The 23,913-nt window shown below is 67.0% G+C and carries 27 protein-coding genes and 1 tRNA gene; 15 read left to right on the top strand and 13 right to left on the bottom strand.

Going from position 1 to position 23,913, the window contains the following annotated elements; translation table 11 throughout:
• Positions 1 to 49: 49 nt before the first annotated feature.
• A complete protein-coding gene (locus E0H75_RS02900) occupies positions 50 to 487 on the top strand; it encodes a hypothetical protein (RefSeq protein ID WP_131511454.1) in 438 nt (145 codons plus the stop codon).
• Positions 488 to 585: 98 nt separating this feature from the next.
• On the opposite strand, the gene ilvA is transcribed toward E0H75_RS02900, so the two are convergent.
• On the bottom strand, positions 586 to 1,869 hold the full coding sequence (ilvA, locus tag E0H75_RS02895) for a threonine ammonia-lyase IlvA (protein ID WP_131511453.1): 1,284 nt from the start codon (positions 1,867 to 1,869) through the stop codon (positions 586 to 588).
• A 231-nt stretch (positions 1,870 to 2,100) separates the two neighbouring features.
• On the opposite strand from ilvA, the gene E0H75_RS02890 reads away from it, so the two are divergent.
• Complete coding sequence (locus tag E0H75_RS02890; protein WP_131511452.1) at positions 2,101 to 2,967, top strand: HIRAN domain-containing protein; 867 nt, start codon at positions 2,101 to 2,103, stop codon at positions 2,965 to 2,967.
• A 113-nt stretch (positions 2,968 to 3,080) separates the two neighbouring features.
• Here E0H75_RS02890 and E0H75_RS02885 read toward each other — a convergent pair whose 3' ends face one another.
• Positions 3,081 to 3,968, bottom strand: coding sequence for an RNA polymerase sigma-70 factor (locus tag E0H75_RS02885; RefSeq protein WP_202872806.1), 888 nt, complete (start codon positions 3,966 to 3,968; stop codon positions 3,081 to 3,083).
• Between the two features lie 171 nt (positions 3,969 to 4,139).
• Between E0H75_RS02885 and E0H75_RS02880 the strand changes: the two genes are divergently transcribed.
• Entirely contained in the window at positions 4,140 to 4,628 is a 489-nt protein-coding gene (locus tag E0H75_RS02880; protein ID WP_131511450.1) for a carboxymuconolactone decarboxylase family protein, read from the top strand.
• Positions 4,629 to 4,726: 98 nt separating this feature from the next.
• Here E0H75_RS02880 and E0H75_RS02875 read toward each other — a convergent pair whose 3' ends face one another.
• Positions 4,727 to 6,154 carry an FAD-binding oxidoreductase gene (locus E0H75_RS02875; protein ID WP_131511449.1) on the bottom strand — a complete coding sequence of 476 codons (1,428 nt, stop codon included), beginning with the start codon at positions 6,152 to 6,154 and terminating at the stop codon, positions 4,727 to 4,729.
• Positions 6,155 to 6,239: 85 nt separating this feature from the next.
• On the bottom strand, positions 6,240 to 9,428 hold the full coding sequence (locus E0H75_RS02870) for an ATP-binding protein (protein WP_131511448.1): 3,189 nt from the start codon (positions 9,426 to 9,428) through the stop codon (positions 6,240 to 6,242).
• A 65-nt stretch (positions 9,429 to 9,493) separates the two neighbouring features.
• Here E0H75_RS02870 and E0H75_RS02865 point away from each other — a divergent pair, with 65 nt between their 5' ends.
• From E0H75_RS02865 to E0H75_RS02850, 4 genes are all read left to right on the top strand, one after another.
• Positions 9,494 to 9,973: an NUDIX domain-containing protein gene (locus E0H75_RS02865; RefSeq protein ID WP_202872805.1), complete on the top strand. Its 480-nt coding sequence runs from the start codon at positions 9,494 to 9,496 to the stop codon at positions 9,971 to 9,973.
• A 42-nt stretch (positions 9,974 to 10,015) separates the two neighbouring features.
• Positions 10,016 to 10,399 (top strand): YkvA family protein, encoded by a 384-nt coding sequence (locus E0H75_RS02860; RefSeq protein WP_238162788.1) that lies wholly within the window; start codon positions 10,016 to 10,018, stop codon positions 10,397 to 10,399.
• 72 nt (positions 10,400 to 10,471) lie between these two features.
• The gene (locus tag E0H75_RS02855; RefSeq protein WP_131512977.1) at positions 10,472 to 11,116 is read left to right on the top strand and encodes a class I SAM-dependent methyltransferase; all 645 of its coding nucleotides are present in this window, start codon (positions 10,472 to 10,474) and stop codon (positions 11,114 to 11,116) included.
• 347 nt (positions 11,117 to 11,463) lie between these two features.
• Complete coding sequence (locus E0H75_RS02850) at positions 11,464 to 12,150, top strand: hypothetical protein (RefSeq protein ID WP_202872804.1); 687 nt, start codon at positions 11,464 to 11,466, stop codon at positions 12,148 to 12,150.
• Positions 12,151 to 12,387: 237 nt separating this feature from the next.
• On the opposite strand, the gene E0H75_RS02845 is transcribed toward E0H75_RS02850, so the two are convergent.
• The 3 genes from E0H75_RS02845 to E0H75_RS43900 form a co-directional block, all read right to left on the bottom strand.
• A complete protein-coding gene (locus tag E0H75_RS02845; protein ID WP_131511446.1) occupies positions 12,388 to 13,122 on the bottom strand; it encodes a Type 1 glutamine amidotransferase-like domain-containing protein in 735 nt (244 codons plus the stop codon).
• A gap of 83 nt (positions 13,123 to 13,205) precedes the next feature.
• The gene (locus E0H75_RS02840; RefSeq protein ID WP_165553412.1) at positions 13,206 to 14,093 is read right to left on the bottom strand and encodes a GNAT family N-acetyltransferase; all 888 of its coding nucleotides are present in this window, start codon (positions 14,091 to 14,093) and stop codon (positions 13,206 to 13,208) included.
• Positions 14,094 to 14,450: 357 nt separating this feature from the next.
• Positions 14,451 to 14,918, bottom strand: a complete 468-nt coding sequence (locus tag E0H75_RS43900; protein ID WP_238162786.1) for an SAM-dependent methyltransferase — start codon at positions 14,916 to 14,918, stop codon at positions 14,451 to 14,453.
• A gap of 235 nt (positions 14,919 to 15,153) precedes the next feature.
• Here E0H75_RS43900 and E0H75_RS02830 point away from each other — a divergent pair, with 235 nt between their 5' ends.
• The gene (locus E0H75_RS02830) at positions 15,154 to 15,735 is read left to right on the top strand and encodes a helix-turn-helix domain-containing protein (protein WP_131511444.1); all 582 of its coding nucleotides are present in this window, start codon (positions 15,154 to 15,156) and stop codon (positions 15,733 to 15,735) included.
• On the top strand, positions 15,732 to 16,202 hold the full coding sequence (locus tag E0H75_RS02825; protein WP_131511443.1) for a DUF6036 family nucleotidyltransferase: 471 nt from the start codon (positions 15,732 to 15,734) through the stop codon (positions 16,200 to 16,202). Before E0H75_RS02830 ends, E0H75_RS02825 begins: the two co-directional genes overlap by 4 nt.
• 254 nt (positions 16,203 to 16,456) lie before the next feature.
• On the opposite strand, the gene E0H75_RS02820 is transcribed toward E0H75_RS02825, so the two are convergent.
• A complete protein-coding gene (locus E0H75_RS02820; protein WP_131511442.1) occupies positions 16,457 to 16,885 on the bottom strand; it encodes a hypothetical protein in 429 nt (142 codons plus the stop codon).
• 137 nt (positions 16,886 to 17,022) lie between these two features.
• On the opposite strand from E0H75_RS02820, the gene E0H75_RS02815 reads away from it, so the two are divergent.
• Complete coding sequence (locus E0H75_RS02815; protein ID WP_131511441.1) at positions 17,023 to 17,382, top strand: YciI family protein; 360 nt, start codon at positions 17,023 to 17,025, stop codon at positions 17,380 to 17,382.
• Between the two features lie 319 nt (positions 17,383 to 17,701).
• Here the strand turns inward: E0H75_RS02815 and E0H75_RS43895 are convergent, their stop codons facing one another.
• Positions 17,702 to 17,842: a hypothetical protein gene (locus E0H75_RS43895; RefSeq protein WP_165553326.1), complete on the bottom strand. Its 141-nt coding sequence runs from the start codon at positions 17,840 to 17,842 to the stop codon at positions 17,702 to 17,704.
• A 173-nt stretch (positions 17,843 to 18,015) separates the two neighbouring features.
• Complete coding sequence (locus tag E0H75_RS02810) at positions 18,016 to 18,753, bottom strand: VOC family protein (protein ID WP_131511440.1); 738 nt, start codon at positions 18,751 to 18,753, stop codon at positions 18,016 to 18,018.
• Between the two features lie 297 nt (positions 18,754 to 19,050).
• Between E0H75_RS02810 and E0H75_RS02805 the strand changes: the two genes are divergently transcribed.
• Positions 19,051 to 19,914: a hypothetical protein gene (locus E0H75_RS02805; protein ID WP_131511439.1), complete on the top strand. Its 864-nt coding sequence runs from the start codon at positions 19,051 to 19,053 to the stop codon at positions 19,912 to 19,914.
• 79 nt (positions 19,915 to 19,993) lie between these two features.
• Positions 19,994 to 20,473, top strand: a complete 480-nt coding sequence (gene smpB / locus E0H75_RS02800) for an SsrA-binding protein SmpB (protein WP_131511438.1) — start codon at positions 19,994 to 19,996, stop codon at positions 20,471 to 20,473.
• A gap of 181 nt (positions 20,474 to 20,654) precedes the next feature.
• On the opposite strand, the gene E0H75_RS02795 is transcribed toward smpB, so the two are convergent.
• On the bottom strand, positions 20,655 to 21,119 hold the full coding sequence (locus E0H75_RS02795; protein ID WP_131511437.1) for a DUF4395 domain-containing protein: 465 nt from the start codon (positions 21,117 to 21,119) through the stop codon (positions 20,655 to 20,657).
• A 161-nt stretch (positions 21,120 to 21,280) separates the two neighbouring features.
• On the opposite strand from E0H75_RS02795, the gene E0H75_RS42875 reads away from it, so the two are divergent.
• Entirely contained in the window at positions 21,281 to 21,433 is a 153-nt protein-coding gene (locus E0H75_RS42875; RefSeq protein ID WP_165553410.1) for a hypothetical protein, read from the top strand.
• A gap of 166 nt (positions 21,434 to 21,599) precedes the next feature.
• On the opposite strand, the gene pip is transcribed toward E0H75_RS42875, so the two are convergent.
• Entirely contained in the window at positions 21,600 to 22,550 is a 951-nt protein-coding gene (gene pip / locus E0H75_RS02790) for a prolyl aminopeptidase (RefSeq protein WP_131511436.1), read from the bottom strand.
• 258 nt (positions 22,551 to 22,808) lie between these two features.
• On the opposite strand from pip, the gene E0H75_RS02785 reads away from it, so the two are divergent.
• Positions 22,809 to 23,015, top strand: coding sequence for a site-specific integrase (locus tag E0H75_RS02785; protein WP_165553324.1), 207 nt, complete (start codon positions 22,809 to 22,811; stop codon positions 23,013 to 23,015).
• A gap of 76 nt (positions 23,016 to 23,091) precedes the next feature.
• Here E0H75_RS02785 and E0H75_RS02780 read toward each other — a convergent pair.
• Positions 23,092 to 23,164 (bottom strand) — tRNA-Arg (locus tag E0H75_RS02780).
• Between the two features lie 112 nt (positions 23,165 to 23,276).
• Between E0H75_RS02780 and E0H75_RS02775 the strand changes: the two genes are divergently transcribed.
• Entirely contained in the window at positions 23,277 to 23,831 is a 555-nt protein-coding gene (locus tag E0H75_RS02775; protein ID WP_131511434.1) for a hypothetical protein, read from the top strand.
• Positions 23,832 to 23,913 lie beyond the last annotated feature (82 nt).

Below are 23,913 nucleotides of genomic sequence, written 5' to 3'. Positions count from 1 at the left end.
CGGGAAGGTCGGGGTACCGGGGGGCCGAACATCGAGCCGAGGAGGAGCGATGGACGGAATGACCATTGTCTGGATCGTCGTCGCGCTGGCCGCTCTGGTCATCGTGGTCGCCGTGATCGCCGGCGCAACCCGAACCTCGTCGAAGCGCCGGGCCGAGCGGAAACAGCAGGAAGCCTACGAGCACGAGAAGCAGGCCCGTACGTCGGCCGCCCACGCGGAACGCCAGCAAGCAGCCGCCGACGAGGTCGAAGCCCGCGCCCGCAAGGCCCAAGCAATCGCCGACGAAAAGTCAGCCGAAGCCCGCCGCCTCGCCGGCGGCGCCACCGAACGCCGCGAAGCAGCCCAAGAGGCGCGCACCGAATCCACCCACCACCAATCCCAAGCCCAAAACCTCTGGCCGGACCCCGACCGCGGCGAATCCCCCGACCACTGGACCGACGGCACCCGCCCCCACGACCCCCGAAACCCCAAACCCACCAGCCACTAACCCCCGGCCCCGGCCAACCGCCCACCTGCAGGCCGCTACCCGCACCAACCCACCAACGCAGCGGCCCGCCTTCAAGGCCGGATGCGTGGGTACGACTCTCAGATCAAGTACCGGAACTCCGGGGAGTTTGGGTTGATGCGTTCGATCTCCAGCGGTGCGGCGTCCATTCGCGCGAGCAACCCATCGAGGTCCGTCGGGCGGCTGATCTCGATACCGACCAACGCCACACCGGTCTCCCGGTTGTTGCGCTTCACGTACTCAAAGAGCGTGATGTCATCATCCGCCCCCAACGCCTCATCCAGGAACTGACGCAGCGCTCCCGGCTCCTGAGGGAACGTCACCAGGAAGTAGTGCTTCAACCCCTCATGCACCAACGACCGCTCGAGGATCTCCCCATACCGGCTGACGTCGTTGTTCCCACCCGACAGCAAACACACAACCGTCTCACCCGGCCGCACCTCAAGACCGTTGCCCAAGGCGCCAGTCGACAACGCTCCAGCGGGCTCCGCGATCAACCCGTCGGTCTGGTACAGCTCAAGCATCTCCGAGCACACCAGCCCCTCAGGGACTGACATCATCTCGACCCCAGCGGCCGCCACCAACGGCAGTGTCACGTCCCCAACCCGCCGTACCGCGGCCCCGTCCACAAAGCTGTCGAGATGCGGCAACGTCACCGGCTCACCGGCCGCAAGCGCCGCCGCCATACTCGCCGCCCCAGACGGCTCCACACCAACGATCCGTACGCCGGGATGCCGCTCAGTCAGCCAAGTCGCGACCCCAGCAACCAACCCACCACCCCCGACCGGAACCACCAGTACGTCGGGAGCCTGACCGAGCTGCTCGATCAGCTCAACGGCCACGGTCCCCTGCCCTGCAACGGTTCTCGGGTCGTCGAACGCCGGGACCATCGTCGCCCCAGTCGCCTCGCCCTCGGCAAGCGCCGCAGCGGCAGCATCGTCGTACGTGTCACCGGTGATGATCACCTGGATCTGCTTGCCGCCGAGCGCCGCGATCCGGTCCCGCTTCTGGCGCGGCGTCGTACGCGGAACATAGACCTTGCCCTGTACACCAAGCGTGTGGCAGGTATACGCCAATCCTTGACCATGGTTGCCCGCGCTGGCGCAGACCACACCCGCCGACTTGGCCTCGTCGTCGAGTTGGGCGACCAGGTTGTACGCGCCGCGCAGCTTGTACGACCGGCCGATCTGCAGGTCTTCCCGCTTGAGCCAGACCTGCGCGCCGGTGCGTTCGGAGAGCCGGAGATTGCGCTGTAACGGCGTACGCACCGCGACACCGTCGATTCGCCGTACCGCGGCCTCGATCGTTGCCGCGTCAACGGCTCCACCGGCGTTCGATCGAGCGACTGAACTACTGCCCTGCATGACGTTCCTTCCCGTGCATTTGCACGATCTTCGCCGATTCGCTCGCTGCACAAGACAATCCGCGTCCACAGTACGGACGCCTGGGACACCATTGGGGAACAGACCCTTGCCCCAGGCGTGAAACGGCTCTTCACTGGGCAGTCTAGTTTTCATACGCTCACTCGGTGTAACGGCCAGGGTTCTGGACGGGATGAGCCGAGTAAAGCCGGTCAAGTGGACTGGAGGGCACGGATGGAACTGATTCCGTTCAGTCTGTGGGGAGACGCCCTGTGGTGTGGTCAGGAGGTCGTGCGGGAGGCTCCGCACGAGCAGGCGATCCGAAGCCTGTTTCCCGACCCCATCCCAGCGCGTGGCGCAGACTTGGACACCGACGCGGACCTGGTCCCGGAACCGCACAACCGTTTCGACCCCCGATCGATCGCCGTACGGGTGCAGGGGAAGGTTGTCGGCTACCTGCCGAGGGACGATGCGCACCGGTACCACCCGGTGTTGTCAGAACTGGTGGCGCAAGGCCTGCAACCGCAGGTGCCGTGCCACCTGTGGGTCAGTGAGTGGGAACCGGCGGACTGGGACGGCAAGGGCGACCAGGGCACCGAGTTCCATGCCAGCGTGGCGGTGGCTCTCGGCCAGCCGCACATGCTGGTCCCGGTGAATCTGCCTCCGCCGGGCAGCTTTCACCTGTTGCCGCCCGGCAGCGGCATCGTCGTACCGGGCAGTGAGGTGCATCCCGACATACTCGCGCCGTTCTTCCGCGCGGAAGGCGAGTGCTGGGCGTACGGCACCATGCACGCGATCGAGGAGGAGGACAGCTTCAACGACCGGCACCGGATCGTGGTCGAGGTCCGGCTGGACGACGAACCGGTCGGCCGGCTGAGTCCGCGGCTGAGCGCGGAGTTCCTGCCGGCCATCCACTACCTCACCGACATGCGTGCCGAGACAGCTGCCCGTGTCGCCGTCCGCGGCGACCGCATCGCATCGGAGGTGATCCTGTACGCGGCGCGGAGTCACGACCTCCCGGCAACCTGGCCGGACGGCCTGACCCGCTCCCCAGCCGCGTCCCCACAGTGGCACTACTGGGCCACCAAGGAAGCCAACTAGGCGGCTGCGCAGTACTCACCACGCACCTGGGTGGGTACTGCGGAGCTACTTCACCGAAGACGGCCGCGTTCTGCTGCGCGAGGCCGCTACCGCGTTCGTCAAGGACCGAGTGGTCAGCGGTTGAGGGTGGTTTCTGCTTCGAGGTGGGAGAGCTTCTCGGGGTTGCGGACGACGTAGAGGCCGGAGATCAGGCCGTCGTCGAGGCGTACGGCGACGATTTGCTCGATCTCGCCGTCCTGGCGGAGGAGCAGCGCGGGGGAGCCGTTGACCTGGATCGGTTCGACGGTGAAATCGCCGACGACCTTCGGCAGGCCGGCCGCCAGCAACCGCGCCACGCGATCGGCTCCGACAATCGGACGCAGGAGGGCCTGCTTGACGCCGCCACCGTCACCGAGGAGCACGACGTCCGGCGCCAGCATGTCGAGCAGTCGTTGCAGATCGCCCGTCTCGACCGCCCAGCGGAACGCTTCGAGCGCGCCGCGGGACTCAGCCGGGGACACGGATCCGCGCGGCCGGCGCTCCGCGACGTGAGCCCGCGCGCGATGCGCGATCTGGCGGACCGCGGCCGGAGTCTTGTCGACGGCTTCCGCGATCTCGTCGTACTCGAGGGCGAAGACCTCACGCAGTACGAACACCGCTCGCTCGGTCGGCTTGAGCGTCTCCAGCACGAGCAGCATCGCCATGGAGACGTTGTCGGCGAGCTCGACGTCCTCCGCCACGTCGGGCGTCGTGAGCAGCGGTTCGGGCAGCCACGGGCCGACGTACGACTCCTTGCGCCGGCCGAGTGTCCGCAGCCGGCTCAGCGCCTGCCGGCTGGCGATCCGGACCAGGTACGCCCGTTGGTCCCGCACCGAGTCGAGGTCGACGCCCACCCAGCGCAACCAGGTCTCCTGCAGTACGTCCTCCGCGTCCGCGGCCGACCCCAGCAGCTCGTACGCGACCGTGAACAGCAGGTTGCGGTGGGCAACGAACGCCTCGGTGGCTGGGTCCGGGCCGGCCATGGGTGGCTCCTCTGCGCAGGCAACGGTGTTTTCCATCAGACACCGGAGCCCGCTGTTTTGTGACAGCTCCGGTGGGGTGGCGTGCGTCACTTCACCGTGCTGTCACGCGGATCGGACTGTCGGCATCTTGTGTTCGTCACGACCACAACATCACACCCGAAGGACGACGCTATGAACGCCCGATTCAACATGATGGAGAACGAGTGGGCCGCCAAGCTCGGCAAGCGCTTCGCCGGCCTCGCGCTGATGCTCGAGCAGTCGACGCTACCGAAGACCGTCCAGTTCCTGGTCCAGATCCGGGCCAGCCAGATCAACGGCTGCGGCTTCTGCGTCGACATGCACACCAAGGACGCCACCGCCGCCGGTGAGACGTCGACGCGGCTCAACCTGGTCGCCACGTGGCGCGAGTCCACGGTCTTCACCGAGGCGGAGCGCGTCGCGCTGGCGTTCACCGAGGAGGGCACCCGGATGGCCGACACCCACCAGGGCGTCTCCGACGAGACCTGGGCGCACGCCCGCAAGCACTACGACGACGACCAGCTCGCCGCCCTGATCTCCCTGGTCGCCATCATCAACGCGGCCAACCGGATGAACGTCATCCCGCGCACGCCCGGCGGCTCGTACGAGCCCGGCATGTTCGCCGACTTCGTCAAGAACTGAGCTCAAAACTGAGCCCGAGAACTGGGCTGATGAGCTGGGCCGCAGCGCAGCCCGGCTCCGGACCACCTGATCCGGAGCCGGGCCTGTGCAGCTGGCGACTACCCCTGTCGCCGATCCGAACCCGCCGAAGGCGGGATGTTCTGGTTGAGCCGGAACAGGTTGGTCGGGTCGTAGGTGTCCTTCACCGCGACGAGCCGCTGGTACGTCGCCGGCGGGTACGACGCCCGGACGATGTCCTCGTTCGTCTCGCCGGTGAAGTTCACGTACGACGCCGCATCCGGACCGAGCGCAGCACCCGCGGCGCGAGCCCACTGAACCGCGGTCTCGAAGCCATCGGCGTCCGGGGTCCGCGCGACCACGTTGAGGATGTACTCGCGGTCCCGCGTACCGAATGCCGTGGCATCCGCCGGAACCCGGCCCATGGCCCCTCCGAGATGGTGAACGTGGAGCTCGGACACGCCGTTCGGCACCTGACTGTGCGACGAGACCAGCGCGTCGACGGTCGCCGGCCCGAGGTCATTGAAGAACGCCGACCGGAAGTAGTTCCGCATACCGCGCGGGAACAGCGGGTCGAGCAGCGTCTGCATGGCGTTGTACGGCATCGGACCGAACAGATCCGCCACCACAGGAGCGAGCTCGCGGAACGGCCGAGTCGCCGCGTCACCGTCTTCCGCCTGCCCGGACCACATGCCGAGTACGGCGACGATCGGCTTCCCGTGCACCTCTTCAGGGAGGAACGGCAACGGCGGTGCGGTGGTGAGGTTGATTGCCAGCGACAACTCGTCGGGTGCCGAGGCCGCTGCCGCACCGAATCCCCGCAGTACGTCGGCCGCCTTGTCACCGGGATAGAAGACGAGACCGGCGAAGACCGTCGGACCGACCTCGTACGCCTTGAACTCGAACGACGTGACGACGCCGAAGTTGCCACCACCGCCACGCAACGCCCAGAGCAGCTCCGGGTTCTCGTCCTCGCTCGTGTGCAGGTACCGGCCGTCCGCCGTGACGACATCGGCCCCGACCAGGTTGTCGCAGGCCAGCCCGGCCCGGCGGACGAGCCAGCCGATCCCGCCGCCGAGCGTGAATCCGGCGACACCGGTCGTGGACACCAAGCCCCCTGTTACAGCCAGGCCGAAAGCCTGTGCCTCGGCGTCCACATCTCCCCAGGTACATCCGCCCTGCGCCACGATGCGGCGCCGATCGGGATCGATCCGCACTGCGTTCATCGGCGACAGGTCGATCACCAGTCCACCGTCCGTGGTCGAGAAGCCGGGGATGCTGTGGCCGCCGCCCCGGACGGCCAGTGTGAGCCCCTCACTCCGGGCGAACTCGACTGCCCGGATCACGTCGGCCACCCCACGGCACCGCACGATGAGTGCGGGTCTCTTGTCGTGCGCGGCGTTCCAGATCGACCGCGCCTCGTCGTACGAAGGGTCGGTCGGGCGGACCAGCTCGCCACGCAGTCCCTCGGCGAGCTCGCCGAGCGTGGCCTCCCCGAGCGTGTCCTGCCGCGCTTGCGTCGTTGTCATCGCTACTCCTGATTCGTCCTGCCCAGGAGGTTTTCCTGGACGACACGACGCTAGGAAGTCGGCCTTCGCAGTGGCTTAGCGTGACTTAGCGCGCCGTGAGCGGGCGCTGTGGGAGGGCGGCTGCGCGCGCCGTACCGATGTGGCAGCCCAGCCGGGCGAAGAGTTCGGACGCTGCCCGGCCGTGTCTGGCCAGTGTCTCGGTGTCACCGTCCTCGTCGGCGAGTTCGGCGGCGAGGAGCCGGATCCACGCTTCGAGGCGTAGGTACCCCTGCGGATGGAAGGCCTCGATGACCTGTTCGGCGAGCAGCCGGGCGGCGTGCCGTTCGCCGGCGAAGAGTTCGACGATGACGAGGTTCAGCAGTGCGCCCGCCGCACCGGGTACGTCGTCGACGGCCTCACCGCGGTCGACGGCGATGCGGGTGAGGCGTCGTCCAGTTCCGGCATCACCGGCCGCGGCGGACAGCAAGCCCAGGTTGGCCAGACTGAGGTTTTCACCACGGCGATCTCCCAGCTGCTCGCGGATCCGCAGCGCTTCGCGGAGATGCTCCTCGGCCGGTTCGAACAGCCCCTGGTCGCGTTCGATGCACCCCAGGTGGTTGAGAGCGTGGCCGAGCCCGGCCGCGTCGTCGATGCCGGCGAACGTGTCGACCGACCGCCGTACGGCGTCCAGCGCGGCGTCCAGGTCGCCCGCCAGCCGATGGGCGTCGGCGAAGGCGGACAGAGCGTAACCACGGCCCTGTACTGCGCCGACCCGACGCCCGAGCAGGAAGGTCTCCTCGAACACCGGAACCAGCGATCCGTCGACGGGCGCGAGCGGCATACACATCGTGACGGCGGGGAAGAACGGGACAGCGGTCGCGTCGATGACACTCAGCCGCCGCAGGCATTCGGCAAAGCGTTCCTGCGCGGGTACGACGTCCTCGCGGAACAGCGCGACCATCGCGGCCAGCCCACGGGCGGCAGCGGCTACGGGCGCCGCCGCCAGGAAGTCAGCTCGGACGAGTGCGTTGGCGGCGATCTTCTCGATCTCGTTGAGGTCTCCGCTACCCAGCAGCAGACTGCCGCGCAGTACCCGGGCGGACACGACGGCTGCGGGGTCGTCGGACTGAGCGGCACCCGCGACAGCCTCGTCCCCGAGGCCGGGGAGTCGGTCGCTCAGACCCCTCCGGGCGTCGAGGGTCGCCAGCGCGAAGAATGCCCGCTCCCGCTCCGGGGACGGTGGAGCGGGTGCCTCGAGAATGCGCTCGAGCCAGCCGGCTCCTTCGGCGAAATGACCGCGTGCCAGCCAGTACTGCGCCAGGCTCACCCCGAGCAGCAGGGCTCGTTCGTGATCGTGGTGGAGCGCCCATGCGAGTGCGGCTCGCAGGTTGTCGTGGTCCGCGTCCAGCAACTGTGGACGTTCGACGACAACGCTGGCGCGCTCCGGGTCCTGGTCGGAGGCCAGTTCCAGGAAGTGCCGGCAGTGCGCGGCCTCCAGCGGTCCGATCTCCTGGGCGGCGACGAGCCGCTCCCGCGCGAACTGCCGGATGGTCTCGAGGAGGCGGTAGCGGGAGCGGGGACCGTCGTGGTCGACCACCAACAGGGACTTGTCGACCAGGCGGCCGAGGTAGTCCAGCACCGTCGGACCGGGGATCCGTTCGTCCGCGCACACCTGCTCGGCGGACGGGAGCGAGAAGCTGCCGGCGAACACCGCAAGTCGCCGCAGCAGGACTTGCTCGTCGTCCGACAGCAAGGCGTGGCTCCATTCGAGGGCCGCTCGCAACGTCGCATGCCGGGTGATCTCGCCGTGCCGGCTCAGCAGGGGAAGCGCTTCGCCGAGGCGCTCGGCGATCTCGGCCGGCTCGAGGTGCGAGGCGCGCGCGGCGGCCAGTTCGAGTGCGAGCGGGATGCCGTCGAGGCAGCGGCAGATCTCGACGACGGCGCCGGCGTTGTCCGCGTCGAGGACGAAGCCGGGCCGGACGTCCTGGGCGCGCTCGACGAAGAGGCGTACCGACGCCAGAGTCCCGAGTCGGTCCAGATCACCCGTGTCTGCAGGCTCCGGGAGCTCGAGTGAGGGGACACGGAAGGTCACCTCGCCTGGAGCATGCAGTGGCTCCCGGCTCGTCGCGAGCACCGTGACGCCGGGGCACCTTCGCAGTACTGCGCTGACGAGTCCGGCGCAGGCGGGGAGTAGGTGCTCGCAGTTGTCGAGTACGAGGAGGAGGTTCCGGGGAGCCAGGCGGGTGACCAGTGTGCGCAACGAGTCTGAGCCTGCTGCGGGGTCCAGTCCGAGCGCGGCCGCGACGGTATCCGCGACGAGGTGCGGATCCGCGACCGGTACGAGGTCGGCGATCCAGACTCCGTCGGCGTACCCGTGCAGCCGGCGAGCGGCCTCCTCCGCCAGCCGCGTCTTGCCGGCACCGCCCACGCCGGTGAGCGTGACCAGGCGGCCTCGCTCCAACAGGCGGTGTACGTCGGCGATCTCGCGCTCGCGCCCGACGAAGCTCGTCAACGCAGGCGCGAGGTTGTGCCGGACCGTCGTCGGTGGGTCGTCGACTGTGACGCTGCCGGTCAGCAGGTCGCGGTACGCCCGCTGCGTCTCCGGGTCCGGATCGGTGCCGTACGTCGTACGCAGGCCGCCTCTGAGTCGTTCGTACTGCGCCAGCGCTTCTGACAATCGGCCCATTGCAGTGTGGCGTCGCATCAGGCTGCGGACGGCGCGTTCGTGCAGCGGGTCGATGGTGAGCGCGCGCTGCAGAGCACCGAGCGCTTCCGCGTCCTCTCCGGCCTCGGCGGCCGCGTCCGCGAGGTCGACGAGGAGGTCGGAGTAGGTCGCCCGGAGTTCCTCGCGCGGCCGGACGGCCCAGTCCTCGAACCGGTCCTCGGGCAGGAGATCGCCGGAGTACGCCGCGACCGCGGCCCGCAGGTCGGTGAGAGCACCGCTCTCGCGGGAGAGCGCTGCTAACCGCTCGAATGTCCGGACGTCGACGTCGACGCTGTGGTTGGCTCGCAGTACTACGAAGTCGTCGCGCAGCTCGAGCAGGCCGTCGCTCGACTCGTCGCCGGCGAGCACCCGGCGGGCGACGTACAGCGCCTGATGGAGATTGTTCACCGCGGACGTCGGCGCCCGGTCCGGCCACAACGCTTCGAGCAGAACGTCGCGGTGCAGCCGCTGATCCCGCGTCAGCGCCAGCATCTTGACCAGCGTCCGTGCCTTCCGCAGACGCCAAGCCCGGCCATCGACGGGCAACTGCCCGCGATCGACCCCAAATCCCCCAAGCAGCCGGATCCGCACCTCACCCTCCCCGAAAGAGCGTAAACACGAAACTGCCGCCGAGCACCTGTGGTTTTCTGGGCGACGTGACTGACGACGTCCATTTCACCGCGAACTTCCCGACCAAACGGATGGCCGCCGACTGCCTGTTCACGGACCAGGCGGGGCGATTGCTGGTGCTCGATCCGCCGTACAAGTCGACCTGGGACCTGCCGGGTGGCGCGGTCGAACGTGACGAGTCGCCACGGCGCGCCGCGCAGCGCGAGGTCCAGGAGGAGGTGGGGCTCGTGGTGGAGCCCGGCGCGCTGCTTGCCGTGGATTGGGTGCCGCAGTTGGGGGACTTCACTGAGGTGGTCGCGTTCATCTTCGATGGCGGCGTACTCACGCCCTCCGAGATGGACCGCATCGCCCTCGACCCAACCGAAGCGAGCACCTTTCGCTTCGTGCTGCTGACCGAGGCCGAGCACCTCCTCGACACCAACCAGTACGCCCGCGTCGCAGCCGCCCTGAACGCCCGCGCTTTGTCTACAACCGCTTACCTGGAGAACGGCTCATCAACTCTGTGAGTTCGGCAGAATGGTCGCGTGTCGGCGGCGTGGTGGTCTGTGGTGGCGGGCGTTGTTGGTGGCGTGCTGCTGCTCTGGCTCGCGCTGATCGTCGCGCTGTGGATCGGCCGGCCGGACGAACTGCGCGTCCGTGATGCTCTGCTGTTGCTGCCCGATCTGGTCCGGCTCCTGCGTCGGCTTGCCGCTGATCCGACGCTGCCGCGTGGGGTGCGGGTCCGGCTCTGGCTCCTGCTTGCGTACCTTGCCATGCCTTTTGACCTGGTGCCCGACTTCATCCCGGTGATCGGGTACGCCGACGATGCGGTGATCGTGGCGTTCGCGCTGCGCTCGGTCGCGCGTCGAGCAGGCAGCGAGGCCCTCGACCGTCATTGGCCCGGATCCCCCGACGGCCTGTCCGCCATCCGCCGCCTCGCCCGGATCCCCTGACGGCCAGGCAGCGATCCGCCGCCTCGCGCGGATCCCGTTTGTCGGTGGTGCCGATTAGTGTCCCGGGTTGTGATGGATGCTTCGTTTGCTGCCGCCCTGCGGGACTCATACGACGCTCTTGCTTCCGAGCACGCCGACATCGTGGCATCGAGTCTGGATGACAGACCTCTCGACCGTGCGCTGTTCGCCACCTTCGCAGAACTGGTACGGGCCGGAGGCAACGATCTGGTCGCCGACGTCGGCTGCGGACCGGGCCGAGTGACGATCCTGCTGTCGGACTTGGGGCTGGATGCGTTCGGCATCGACTTGTCGCCGGGGATGCTGGCGTTGGCCCGCCGTACCCACCCGCACCTCCGGTTCGAGGAGGGTTCGATGCTGGCGATGGATCTGCCGGACGCCGCCCTCGGCGGACTGCTCGCCTACTACTCGATCATCCACATCCCGTGGGACCAGCGCCCACAGCTCTTCGCCGAGTTCCACCGAGTCCTCGCGCCAGGCGGCGTACTCATGCTCGCCTTCCAGATCGGCACCGAACACAGGCACCGGTCCGAACTCTTCGGCACCCCCATCTCCATCACCTGGTACCGCCAACAACCAACCGACCTGGCCGTTCTCCTGCAAGACGCCGGCTTCACCCTCTGGACCACCACAATCCGGGAACCCGAATCCCCGAAGACCCCCGCCCACGGCTTCGTCATCGCCCGCAAAGCCACTTAGTCGCCGGGCGCCGCCACCCAACTGCTTGATGAAATCGGTTCTATCGGGACGGGTGTTGCCGGATGATGCTGTCGTGAGCGACCACCAGGGCCGGGTAGTCCCGGAGCAGCGGCTGTTCGACCCGCTTCGGCACAGACGATCTGATCGATATCGCATGTGCCGTTCTCGCGGATGGACTCGACTCGCCTGCGCTGCGCGAACTCGCGGGAGCCTCGCCGCAAGACCGCCTGGGTGATCTCCAGACGCTGGTCGACACCACATTCGACGAGCTCGGGATTCCCCTGCCGGGAACCCTCCGGTCGGGCCAGGCCGTCGCTGCCGGAGGTGGGACCGTACGTCGTCCTGGAGTGGATGCGATCCGGTTCGAGGTGGCCGACGTACCCGATGAGTCCGGCAGCGGATTCCAGGTGCTTGTCTACGTCAACGATGTCGAGATGACGGCGGTCGGGGCCGGGCTCGGCATGGACCCGTACGACGTCTTCGTCCCTGACAATCGTCTCGTCGCCACCTCCGAGGCCCATACGATCCCGATCGCGCGCTGCGACTGCGGCGTGTACGGCTGCGGTTCGACCGACGTCACGATCGTGAGAGATGGCGATCTGGTCCACTGGGACTGGCTCTACGAAGCCCCCATCAATCGCGGAGTCACCTTCGCCGCGGCGGAATACGACAGCGAAGTCGATCGCCTGGCGACCAACTACGACTGGGAACCGCCCGACCGGACCGCGGGACGACTCATCCTGCGCGATCTCGACCGGCAGGCACTTCTCGCCCACGGCTTGAAGCCGAGTTGGACCGCCAACGATTACCGGAACTCGGCCGTGTTCCGGGTAGCACTCCAACTCGACAACAGCTATCAGGTCTTCATCAACTTCCCATGGACGGACCACACTCCGGCGGAGCTGGCACGCGCTGTCTGCCACACCCTCGAGCAGCGCCCACAAACCTGGAACGCAACCTGGCACGCAATCCAGCCCTCGTTGACCCACCCACCCAACATCGCCGGCCGTAGCTGGCAACAGGCCAAGCTCTGAAACACTGCCGAGCATGAGGTCGGTGCAGGTATTCCCCACCATGGAATTGTCTCAGCTGACGTCTCCTGGCCGACGGCAGATACGCATTCGCCGACTACCCCGACAGCCCTTGGTCACTCCAACAGATCCAGCAAGGCCGCTCGAACGGCCAGACGCTTCAGGCTTAGCTGGCCGCCGCACAGGCCGCTACTCGGCTGGCTGGTCGGTGGAGCGGGGCGGTCGTAGCTCCTCGGTTCGTCAGAGCTGGAACAGTTTCCAGTGGCCCTCGGAGATGATGTCGACGGCGCCGTCGACCACCTTGATCGCGGTGTCGTCGTCGATCGCGTACGTCGGCGCAGGGATCCGTGCCGCCCACTTCTCAGCGTTGGCGACGGATGCGTCGAGGTGCCACGGGTGCTCGAAGTGTGGAATCACCCCGAAGTCGACGAGTCCCGCTCCCTGTCCCGTGACCAGGATTCTGTCGAGGTCACCCTCGGGCGTGGCGAAGACGACGTTCTCTGTCTTCAGCGGTCCGTCACTCGAGCGGGGCGGATCGACGAACGTCTCGACGAAGGTGGAGGTAGCGGCGATGCTCCCGGCGCTCACACCCACGTAGACCGCCTCGGAGCGCAGCGTCGGCAGGAGATCGGTCAGGCCGGAGCGCCGCATCCAGTTGGCGAGAAACAGCGGGTCGCCGCCCCCGAACAGCAGTGCGTCGGCGTCCCGGACCGTGGGCATCCAAGTGTCCGTTTCGATGCTCGGCAGCACCGACAGCTCCAGGATTCCCAACGACTTCCAGCCCAGACCACACAACAACGACGAACGCTTGCCGCAGATCGTTTCCCACGCCATGCCAGGCCCGCCAGGAAACGGGTGGAGACCGGTGGGGATGAACAGAGCGTTGGATTCGGCGATCGGTTTGCCCAGCAGGTCAACCAGCGCCTCGCGGATGCTGTCGTTCTTGACCCCGCTCGAAGTGAGGAGAGCTCTCATGTCCTACCTTCCTGAATCGCCATCGCCTGGGGCAACAGTCAACGACATCAGCGACGCCGCCGCCAGTAGAGCACGCCGTGACGTCAATGAAGTGGCCGCATCATCCAACGCCACGCACTGTGCGGGGTATAGCCGAGCTGGTCATTGACGTGGCGGATGCCCGCGTTGCCCTCTTCGTTCTCGGTGAGTGCCGTCCGGATGCCCAGGTCGTACGCGTGGGTGTGCAGGGACTCCTTGGTCGAGCGGCCCAGCGCTCGTCCCCGCAGGCTCGGATCGACTCCGGTGTAGATCAGGTGCATCTGGTCGGCGTCAGCGAGGGCGAAGGAGATCGCGGCGGGTCGCCCATGGAAGCGGGTGAGCACGGCCACTGGTCGCTGTCCGGGCGCCGCGGTCTCACGCAGGCCCGGCAACGTGAGCACCAGCCCGAGGTCGAACTCGGGGTTCGTCTGACTGGCTCGAAGCATCGCCTCCACGGCCTCCTCGTCGTCGAACACCAGGTCGTCGCACACCTCGACGGTGACACCTCCGGGCGGTTCGGCGGGAGGCGCTTCCGCAAGAGTGCATGAACTCGTGATCGACGTCTGTTCGAGCTCGAATCCCCAATGCAGAGCCACCTCCGTGGATGCCTGGTCGCCGTCGAGAACGCACCCCACCACACGGGTCACGTCGTCGCCGGGGCCCGCCAGCGCGGCCGCGAGCAAACGCGAGCCAAGGCCCCGCCTACCGCAGTCGGCCCGCGTGCTCACGATGACCAGGAGCGCACCCGCCGGCAGGTTGGCGGAGGTCCGGGCCGCGGCCACGCCGGCCAGCGTGCCGTCGGGCTCTCGAACCGCCAGGACGCGGAGGCTCTGCGCGGTCTGCCCGTCCAGCTCCGAGCGAAGGATCACCCGGTCCCGCTTCGGGGTCCGCTTCACCACGAAATCGATGACCTCGTCGGCATCGTCCGGAAGACGAACCTGTGTGATCTCCATGCTTTCTTCCTCGAACTCCGCGCTCTGGTCGTAAGCCTTAGAAGCCGGGGTACTCCGTAGCCAGGCCTGTAACCCATATGTCGTGCTGTTGTTCGACGTACGCCGCAGTCGGTCCCCAGTATTCGGCATGACCCTCCGCCTAGAGCCGCGCAGTGGCTAGTTGTTGCGGCGGGCTATGACTCGGGAGAGGCCGAGGGTGCGGCCGGCGTCGGTGTGAAGCATCTGCGCTTCTTCCTGTCCCGGCGTACCGCTGTCGTGGTCGCAGCCTTCGTTCCATTGCAACCAGTCTCGCCACCCGTTGGGCAGCCGGTCAGCGACCTCGACGGTGACCAGGCCGGTCTTCTCCCAGTGCCGGCGTCACCAGGCGGGGCTGTGCCAGGCGCAGAAGTCCCATTTCCAGTACGGCGCAAGGTGTGGTGGCGGCAGAGTTTCGTAGTCCTCGGCGAGACCGGGCTGAACGATCCCGAGCCGGCCGCCGCGTTTCACGAAGCGTGAGTAGTAGCCGAGATAGAGGTCGTCGGTGCCGAAGTAGTGGTAGGCGCCGATGCTGACGAGCGCGTCGAAGAAGTCCTCGGCGAACGGCAGCGCATGGGCCTCGGCAGAGATCGGGTGAGCCCGATCTTCCACATGCGCCTCGGTCACGCGCCGCAGGTTCTCGTCGGGCTTGACCCACAGGTCAGTCGCCCACACCTCAACGCCGAACTCCTTGGCCAGGAAGATCGAACTCAGAGCGGTGCCACATCCCATGTCGAGCACCCGCATGCCGGGCTCGAGCGGCATCAGATCGGTCAATGCCTCCGCCTGCCACACAGGGTTCGGCCCCATCGCCCCATCAACCATCCACCGAGCCGAGTACCCAGCAGACCGCGGATACCGCTCGTTCCTCAACAACCCCTCAAGCCCACCATCATCCACGCGACCGGAGTCTGCGCGAGCCCCCGCAACCAGGCAACCAGGTATCCGCGTGCACGGAGCCGATGGCGACCGGAAGGTCTTGGCGTTGGCTTCGTGAGACAACCGGACTATTATCTGATTAGATAAGGGATGAAGGGGTGCCACGATGGGCAAGGACAGCCAGGCGGTTATCGAACTGCTGAACCACGCACTCGCCGAGAGCGGGCTGTCTCAGGCTGCGTTCGCCACTGCCCTCCGTACTTCTGCTCCCCGCCTCTCCACCTACCGATCTGGCAAAACCAAACCGACGGCGCAGTTCGTCCTGCGGGCCGGGCGGATTGCTCATGCCCTACAGAGGGCGCGTGAGTATCGGATCATGACCGCCCCGGCTACAGCGACGGCTATTCGCGAGGCGAGCGATGAGGATCGGGCGTGGCGGATGCTGCTCCAGGGCCGCGACCACCTGCGCTTGCTGCTAGGCCGTCACGATGGTTCGGAAGCAGCTTGGGAGGCAGCGCCGGGCCCGACTGGCCAGGCGGGCTTCGATACGCTGCTCGCCATCCTGACTGCACACGAATTCGAGGCAGCAGGCGAAGAGCCACCCGAATGGAGCAAGGTCGAGGCCCTCTCGGATCCATGGGTCCCCGAGCATCCGTTCCTGGAGCCGGACGAGATCATCGAGCAAACTCCGGACTACTTGGCCCGGGCCAACATCTTTGTTCCTGCTCGTGACTTGGTGACTGCATGACCGGCTCACGCCACGAATTCACGGCCGGCGAAATCGTCGATCTCCTCTCTGAGCTCGACAAGCGATTGAAGACGCGTGGCACGCCTGCATCGGTCTTCGTCGTCGGAGGCGCTGCGATTGCCGTCACCTCGAACGACGACCCCCGGCGTACGGAGGACATCGACGCCATCACGCGGGACGAGGTCGTGGTCGACGAAGCACGCGAGATGGCAAGCCAACGCAAGCTCCCCGAGGACTGGCTGAACACCCGAGCCACTTCCTGGATGCCACCGCTGCCGGAAGGCGCATTGCAAGGCGGCGACGGGCCAGGTCTACACATCACCTACGCCACCGACGAGTTCCTGCTGGCCACCAAGCTGGTCGCCCAGCGCCGCAAAGACGCTGCCGATATCGTCGCTCTCGCCGGACGTCTCCACATGGAGAATGCATCGGCCGACGAACTTGAACAGGTGATCCGCAGCTACTAGACCGATGAGGATTCGCTCGAGTTCATTCTCGACGGCAAGGACATCGATCGCGAGATACAACTCCTGGCGGTCAGAGCCGAACGACTGTTGGAAATCATCGGTCCACCTCGACCCGCGCGGTGCCAATTGATACGACCGAGTCTCCAGCCGTACGTCGTCAGGACCGCACGGCCGCCCGGGAGCGGGGCCCGTCGGATTGAGAAGTCATCGATGCTGTAGCTGCTGCGCAGGCAAGCTTGTGGTTGTGCTGGCGGCTATCGTTCGGTTGCTACGGCGAGGGCGGTTTCGTATTCGTTGGGTGTGATGAGGACGACGCCGGTTTGGAAGTCGGCTCTTGCTCTCTCGGACGGGATCCGCGACAGCACTGACTGCATCGGTACGGGCGGGTCCCATTCCTCGATCTGAGCCAGCGACACTCCGCGAGTGGGATCGCCCGGATAGCCCTGCGCCTCGGACGGTGTCCAATCATGGACGGCCGAGGCGAGCTCGGCGCGGCCGATGAACACGCGCTCGGGTGCGCCTAGATAGATGAGGACCTGATCGCCGGGCGCGAGCTCGTCGGCGTACGCCTCGTCGGCGTCGATGCCCCACATGCCGGGGCGCAGACACCTAGCGGCCACTTCGCGCACGGCTTGGCCGTTCGCCGCGTCCGCCGGCACGAGGTTGAAAATGTACTGCGCCACCCTCGGGATCGTAGGCCCAGGACCCGGGAGATCCAACGCCCGCGAATTCTTTTGGTGTCGGTTGTCGGATCGACCGGAGGCCGTTCGTAGCGTTGGTGGAGGCGGACATGGGGTCCGCTGGAGCCGGAGGAGCAGACATGCCCGAGTACCTCATCTACTTCAACCAGCAGTGGGTGGGTGACCACCCTGAGGAGTGGTTCCGTGGGCGCGGGCCGCGCGCCATGGCGGTCGTGAACGAGATGAAGGCCGCCGGCGTGTACGTCTTCGCCGGGGGACTCGAGGAGGAGGACGGCCGAATCTACAGCGCCGACCCCACGAGCGGCGAGGTGTTGATCACCGACGGACCGTACGTCGAAACCAAGGAGTTCCTGGGCGGGTTCGCTGTGGTGGACGTGCCCGATGACGAGACGGCCAACATGTGGGCCGGCAAGATCGCAGAAGGCTGCGGTTGGCCCCACGAGGTCCGCCGCTTCAAACCACAACCAAAGGCCACCTGACCCCACCGCCAGGGTCCTCACCACCTGGCGAGGACCCTGGCGGCCGTCATGCGAAGGCAAGGATCGCGGCAGAGCCGGGCAGCTCACTGAGGCCACCGCGGCCACGGCGGAGCTTCTCGACTCGGCTCTGAAATGGTGCTCGGCGACCGGCGGGCAGCGACTTTTGATTGTCCTCGTGCTCCACAAGGAGCGGAGCAGGCTGATCAGAGCTCCTGGACAGACCGACGACGGCAGCATGCGGTACGTCGAGACAGTGCTGCCGTGGACCCGGTCCATGGATCTCGCACTGGATCAGCAGCAACAGATCATTGTCAACCGGTCAACCGGTCAACCGGGTCAACCGGGTCAACCGGGTCAACCGGGTCAACCGGGTCAACCGGGTCAACCGGGTACTCGACGAGATGGCTCGGCGCGTGCTCTCGAAGGTGTCGATGGGTGTCGAGCCAGCCCCGGTAGCCATGAGCCACAGGGTAGACCGGAGGCTCCACGAACTTCCTGTCATCGGCAGTTCCGAGCTTTCACACTCTCCGCGGTGGATCCGGACGTGCCGAGCTGATCCCGGGCATGCCGGCTGGGGTGGGTCGCGGAATCGGAGCCTCGTCGCCGTGGTGGGTGGGTGAAGAAAGGTTGGGGTCAGGCTGGGGCGAGGAGGCAGAACTCGTTGCCTTCGGGGTCGGCGAGGACTGTCCATGTGACATTGCTGTCGCCTAGGTCGATGGCCGTGGCGCCGAGAGTCTGCAGTCTGGCCGCCTCGGGCTCCGGGTCGTCACCCGGGTATGGGCGGAGGTCGAGATGGACTCGATTCCACACGGTCTTCACGTCGGGCGTGCGGAGGAACTGCAGGTACGGGCCGACGCCCTTGGCGGAGCGCAGTACCGCGTTGTGATCGGTCACCTTGTGCAGAGTCCAGTCCATGGCCTGGCCCCAGAAGCGAGCCATGGCTCGCGGGTCCGCGCAGTCGACCACGACCGTGGCGATCGGTCCGGTGTCTCGGATCGCGTCGTGCCAGTCCAGTACACAGAACTCGTTACCCTCCGGGTCGGCCATGACCGTCCACGGGACGTCGCCCTGGCCCACGTCGGCGAGTGTTGCGCCGAGACCCTTCAAGCGCGCCACCAGCTCCGCCTGATGGGCCGCCGAGGTGGTGGCGAGGTCGACGTGCACGCGATTCTTCACCGTCTTGGGTTCCGCGGAGGCGACGAGGTCGAGAACGACGGCGACCGGGTCGGGGTAGACGAAGCCCTCGGGTTCGAGGTTGGTCACGCCGGGTCCCTCGCTCGAGACTCCCCACCCGAGTGCCTCCGCCCAGAAACCGCCCAGCACGGAATCGTCCCGAGCCTTCATGTTGATTTGAACAAGCCGCGTCGCCATGGCGACGATGCTAGCGACAGCCCGGCACCAAGATCAGCCGCATTGACCTCGGCAGATCCGTGCGTCGCGTGTGTCGTGGTTCCCCTGCCGGCGCGGGGCGTTAGCGTTCCGGGGGTGCCGCACTGTCCGCCGCCGGCTAGGCCGCTTGGTCCAGATGCTGATGGGCAATGGGTCCGTCGTTGGACATCGGCGGAGTGGACGCAGACGGTAGATTCTTGGGTTGGGCGTCGCCTTGCTGAGCAGGGGCGTCGGATCGGTGGTGAGGCTGTTACCTATCGGGCGCGTTTCTGGTCCGTGGTGCGCTGTTATCCGTCCGTCGAGGGACTGGTGTGGTTCAAGGAGAACAATCCTGGCCATCGGTTCGAGGCCGGTTTGGCCGCCGCGTTGGCGCGGCTCGCGCCGTACGACGTCATCGTGCCGATCGCAGTCGATCGCGCACGCAATTGGCTGCTCACGGACGATCAGGGAAGGACGCTCACGCATCCTGACGTCCGTCATCAGCCGACGCGCCGGATCGTCGTCCGCGCGCTCGCCCAACTTCAGTGCACCCTCCTCGGCCGTCTCAACGTCGCCGACCACCCCGGGATCATCGAGCTCGCACCGAGCACGGCAGGTGATCGAGTGCGCGCCGTGGTCGAGGAGTGGGCGTCGCTGCAGCCTGGACATCCGCTGCGGGCCGAGCCAGACATGCTGAAACGAGTTCAGGTCGCCGCTGAGGTATTGGATCGACGTACGGCGTCCCTCAGCGACATCGTTCCGCTCGACCTGGAGCTCAACGATGTGTACCCGGCGAACATCTTCGCCGACCGCTCGACCGGCGTACTCCGGCCGCGGTTCTTCGATTTCGGCAACGCGATCTGGGGTCATCCGTTCGTCTCGCTGCACGGCTTCCTCGACTCAGTGGCCGAATGGACTCGAGCGCCCTTGTCTCGTACAGACCACGCCGAACTGCTCGACGTCTATCTCGCGGTATGGCGTGATCACCTCGACGCCGACCCACGGGTGCTGCGGAGGAACCTCGCCGCCACCGAGGCGCTGGTCGGTGTGCACCGGCTCGTGTCGTGGTTACGCCTGGTTCCGTACGCCGATCCGATCGAGCTCCGAACCCGGGCCGAGATACCACGGCAGTACCTGGCCACGGTCGCCGAGCTGGCCGGCTAGTACTGCGTTTCGTACGACGCCGAACCCCCGACGGAAGCCAGGTGGCTCGTTGGGTGGGTTGTCGGGGCAGAATCAGCGTGTGAAGAAGCCAGACGCCGAACCCGTGGTCGCGCGCAACCGCAAGGCTGCCCATGACTACCACCTGGGCGAGTCCTGGGAGGCGGGGATCGTGCTGCAGGGGCCGGAGGTGAAGGCGCTTCGGGCCGGGCGGGCGTCGCTGATCGGCGGCTTCGCGCAGGTCGAGAACCGGGAGATCTGGTTGCACGGTGTGCACATCCCGCAGTACTCGCAAGCCCGCTGGTTCAACGGCGGCTCGCGCCGCAAGCGGAAGCTGTTGCTGCATCGTGCCCAGATCGACAAGATCGAACGCAAGGTCAATGAGGGCGGGCTGACGATCGTCCCGGTGACGCTCTACTTCAAGGACGGCCGCGCGAAGGTGGAGATCGCCCTCGCCCGCGGGAAGAAGACCTGGGACAAGCGGCATGCACTCGCCGAACGCGAGGCGAGCCGTGAGGTCGAGCGCGCAGTCAGCCGCCGCCTGAAGGGCCGCCCGGACTGACCAGCCGTACGTACGGCTCGAGACCAACCTGCCGGTCGGGCTCGACGACGACTTCGTGCGGACGCACCGACACAATCGCCGGCCTCGGTGAGGGCTGGAGCTTGAGCCCTGACGCCGCTGCACCGTGCGGCGCGGCTGGGGACGTCGCGCTGGACGTGGCGGGGCCTGCGGTCGACCAGACTCAGGCAGGTTTTGGTCGGCGGATCAGATGGTAGGCCTTGCAGCCCAAACACAGCCCGATGGATGCGTTGAGGGCTGCCACGCCGAAGGCCAGAGCGGTGAGGCCGTAGCCGGCGACATCGACGCCGAGTACGAAGGTGATCAGCGCCGGAGCGGTGAACACGAAGCCGACGAACTGGGCGAATCTCGGCGGCCGAGCATCCTCCAACTTGGCCGGCGCTGCGATCCGCGGCCAGATGACACGGGCAAAGATCTGCGCCCACAACGACCACTGAAAACTCACGAACGCGGTGAACGCGAACACGGCGACCTGGGAGGCGAGCAGGCCGAGACTCAATGGTCGGGCAACCTCAACGATGAGCAGTACGACGGCGAGCACGGTTGCTGTGGCCCCGGCGCTGAATCGCAAGAGGCGCGGATCGACATGCGCGCGGAGCGGGCACGCGCCACTACCGGTGCTGCGCATGTGGTTCTCCAGAGAGTGGGATGCCAGCCAGTCCCATCCAGCTCAGCGTACTCGGCCCACACCCACATCTGCTCGAACCAGTACTTGAACCACAGGTGCCGCCGAACGCGAGCCCACAAAGGCAAGAACGTTGTGCAGGCGCCCGCTCTCGCACGGTGCTCGTGGACGAGACGACCCCGGCCATCGAGCTCCCCGGCAACGACGACCTGGTCGTACGCCGCATCACCACGCAAGCCGTCCGGCGCGCCACCACCCAAGCCGTCCGGACCATCAAAGGTCAGCGGCCACGGGGCGCCAACCCCACAGTTTCCTAGGCCATGTGCCGCACATCAGGTCGCGAACATGTGTCGCGGATCTGTTGTCGGATCACAGTCCGGCCGCAGTCCGGCCGGAGGGTGTGCTCCGTCGGTTGATGTGCGACACGCGTCCGACAGTTGATGCTCGACACAGGGGTCGTGTTGGCGTCGTCCCGCGTCGTCGCTATGAAGAGTGCACGGGGGCTTTGGCGAAGCGGTCGGTTGCGGCCATGACAGCTTCTGCCGTTCCGGCGGCGTGAGTGCCGTGCTCGACGATCACCAGTTCGGATCCCTGCCAGGCGTGGTGCAGCACCCATGGTTTGCCGGTGAGTGCGCCGAGGTCGAGCTGCCCGTGCACGATGACGCCGGGGATGCCCTGCAGGACGTGCCCGTTGCGGGCCAGTTGGTCGTCTGCCAACCAACAGCGGTTGCCGAAGTAGTGCGTGACGAGTCGGGCGAAGGCGAGTTGGAACCGGGGCTCCCACGGCTCGTGCTCGATGTCGCGGCCTGGCGGGACAGTGGCGATTGCATCCTCCCAAGCGCACCAGTCCTCTGCTGCTTTGCGGTGTACGGCGGGGTCGGGGTCCATGAGCAGGCGGTGATAGGCGGCCGAGATGTCCTCGCCCGGATCGGGTACGCCGGCGAGGAAGCGCTCGTACGCCTCGGGGGCCAGGCCGCCGAAGCCGCGGATCAGCCACTCGACCTCGCAGTGCCTGCCGGTGGCGACGGCGGTCACGATCATCTCCGAGACGCGCCCCGGGTGGCGCAGCGCGTAGGTCAGCGAGAGCACTGAACCCCAGGAAACGCCGAACAGCAGCCACTTGTCGATGCCCAGGTGCTCGCGCAGCTGCTCCATGTCGCGGATCAGGTGGTCGGTGGTGTTGGTGGACAGGTCGATCACGGGCTCGCTGGCGTGAGGGGTGCTCCGGCCGCAGTTGCGTTGGTCAAACGAGACGACGCGGTAGACGGCGGGGTCGAATTGGCCGGGGGAACGTGCGCCGCACCCCGAGCCAGGGCCGCCGTGCACGTACAGCGCAGGCTTGCCATCCGGGTTGCCGCACGCCATCCAGTACACGCTGTGCCCGTCACCGACGTCGAGCATGCCGTGGTCGTGAGGCTCAACCTGACGGTACATCCGTCCTCCCGACAGAAATGACAGCACTCATATAAATGCGATAGCCAGGGAGTCTCGCCGTTAGGACGGTGGTACGCAACACTTCTCAGCCACGGGGCAGAACGTGATCGTCCACACCCGGCCAAGCTGCTCAATCTCCGCTGGCCAGATCTCGACTGGAACGCTCCGGCTGTCCGCATCCGTGGATCGGTCGGAATGGTCGCTGGGCAGCGAGTCGAAGGGACAACCAAGGGCGGCCGACGCCATGTTCACGCAACGATGCTGATGCTGCTGCTGGCTGGCATACCGGTGCACGTCGTCGCTGACCGGCTCGGGCATGCCGATCCGTCGATCACGCTTCGGGTCTACGCGCACGTGATCCGCCAGCGCGCGGCCGGAATCGCTGACGTGTTCGCCGCCGCCGTCGACCCAGAACGTGACGACCCGGAAGACGGCCCAGAGCCCTCAGCCCTGGCACCGTGTTAGCAAGGCTGTTGGCAACCGGGAGCCCCGGACACGCGAAACCCCAGGTCAACTAGCTCGTGACCTGGGGCTTCTGCTGCGCGCTCGGAGGGATTCGAACCCCCAACCTTCTGATCCGTAGTCAGATGCTCTATCCGTTGAGCTACGAGCGCTGGACAACGTCGAGTAACGATACATGGGGGAGGTGGGTGGAGGCCAATCGGCCTCGGGGGGAGCGGTGCGGCGCTCGTACGGCGGGGTATGGGCCGCTCTACGATCCGGGATATGGGTATCGAGGACTTGCTCGGCGGGCGGGATCTGGGGGACGTCAAGAAGGCGGTCGGGTTCGTGATGGAGAACTCGGACGACTTCGAGAAAGTGCTGAATCTGGTCCGCGGCCTGCCGGACGACGCGGTCGGGTTCCTCGGGAAGTTGCCGGACTTGCTGAAGACGATCGGGTCTGGGCTGGCCGACGCCGGGGAGCAGGCGGCGAAGGCCGCGGGCGCGCTGGTCGGGGACGATGGGGAGGGCGGCGCGCGGAAGGCGCTGAGTGGCAGTGCGAGCACGATGCACGCCGCCAAGGACAAGCTGCACTCGGCTGCCGGGATGCTGTCGGGGCTGGCCGGCGAGCTGGACAAGATCCCCGGGATCGGGGACGCCGCGGCGAAGACACTGAACGACGGAAGCGGTCAGATCGGCGGGGTCGCGACGGAGATCGAGAGCCTGGCGGGCAACCTGCAGGATCTGTCCGGGATCCTCGCCACGGTCGGCGACGCGCTGAAAGGCCTTGGCAGCAAGCTGAGCGAGTCCGGCGGCTCCGTGAAAACACTCCTCGACTGAGTCGGTCCTCAGGTCGTTGCCGAGGGCCCCGAGACCGGAGCCGGCCGAGTGGGAGCGTCCACTAGGCGCACCACCACCGGTC

The organism is Kribbella capetownensis, assembly GCF_004331485.1.
Lineage (GTDB): Bacteria > Actinomycetota > Actinomycetes > Propionibacteriales > Kribbellaceae > Kribbella > Kribbella capetownensis.
The sequence above is the reverse complement of the archived record's forward strand: the minus strand, read 5'-3'. Positions and strand labels throughout refer to the sequence as shown.